Below are 1085 nucleotides of genomic sequence, written 5' to 3' on the forward strand. Positions count from 1 at the left end.
GTGCCGACCATCCGAAACGTCTTCACCATGGAGCCAATTGAATGAGAAAGCTTATCCTCGCCATCTCGACGCTCGCCTTCGCCGGTTCGGCGGCATTCTCCGATCCGATCCAGGAGCGCCAGGCCCTGATGAAGGAACGCGGAAAGATCGCCGGCCAATTGTCGAAAGTGGTCAAGGGCGAGGCCGCCTATGACGCCGCGGCCGTGCTGGTGGCGTTGAAGGCGCTGCAGGCCAACGCCGAGAAATTCCATGCAAACGTCGAGACCCTTTTCCCGGCTGGCAGTGAAACCGGCGACACCACCGCTGCCCCCAAGATCTGGGAGGATATGGCCGGCTTCAAGGCGATTGAGGAAAAATATCTCGCCGACGTCAAGGCTGCGGCGGCCGCCGCCCCGGCCGACGTCGATGCCTTGAAGGCGGGGTTCAACACCATAGGCGGCGATTGTGGCACCTGCCACCAGACATACAGGATAAAGAAGGGCTGATCGCGGGCGATGCGCCTGCTGAAAAAGCTCGTCGGCGCCGCCCTCGTTCTGGGCGCCGCCGGCGCTGTCGCCGGCTGGGTCCTGTCGGCGCCGGTCAGGCTCGACACTGAGACCCTGGCGCAGCTCGGCCCCGGCGATGCCGCCAGGGGCAAGCGCATTTTTTATGCCGGAGGCTGCACATCGTGCCATGCGAAGCCAGGTTCACAAGGCGATGCCCGCCTTCAACTTGCAGGCGGTCTCGAACTCAAGACGCCGTTCGGCACCTTCGTGCCACCGAACATTTCGCAGGATGCCAAGGACGGTATCGGCGCCTGGTCGGTCGAAGACCTCGCCAACGCCATGATGAAGGGAGTGTCGCCGAGCGGCGAGCATTTCTATCCGGCGTTTCCTTATGCATCCTACGCGCGCATGAAGCCGGCCGACATTGCCGATCTCCATGCCTTCATGAAAACGCTTCCGGCGGTCGCCGGCAAGGCGCCGGCCAATTCGCTGGGATTCCCGTTCAACATCCGTCGCGGTATCGGGCTGTGGAAACGTCTCTATTTGAGTGACCAGCCGGTGGTTTCCTTCCCCGAGGGCACGCCGGATCCGGTGATGGCC

Annotated in this window: 2 protein-coding genes; both read left to right on the forward strand. The window is 63.0% G+C overall.

Translation table 11 applies throughout. The annotated features are described in order from the left end of the window. Nucleotides 1–41 precede the first annotated feature (41 nt). Complete coding sequence (locus EOA85_RS35880; protein ID WP_127212775.1) at nucleotides 42–485, forward strand: cytochrome c; 444 nt, start codon at nucleotides 42–44, stop codon at nucleotides 483–485. Between the two features lie 9 nt (nucleotides 486–494). Next, a partial coding sequence (locus EOA85_RS35885; protein ID WP_164760160.1) for a cytochrome c occupies nucleotides 495–1085 on the forward strand: 591 nt, incomplete at its 3' end.

This window comes from Mesorhizobium sp. M5C.F.Ca.IN.020.29.1.1, from assembly GCF_003997375.1.
In the GTDB taxonomy this organism is placed as follows: Bacteria; Pseudomonadota; Alphaproteobacteria; order Rhizobiales; family Rhizobiaceae; genus Mesorhizobium; species Mesorhizobium wenxiniae.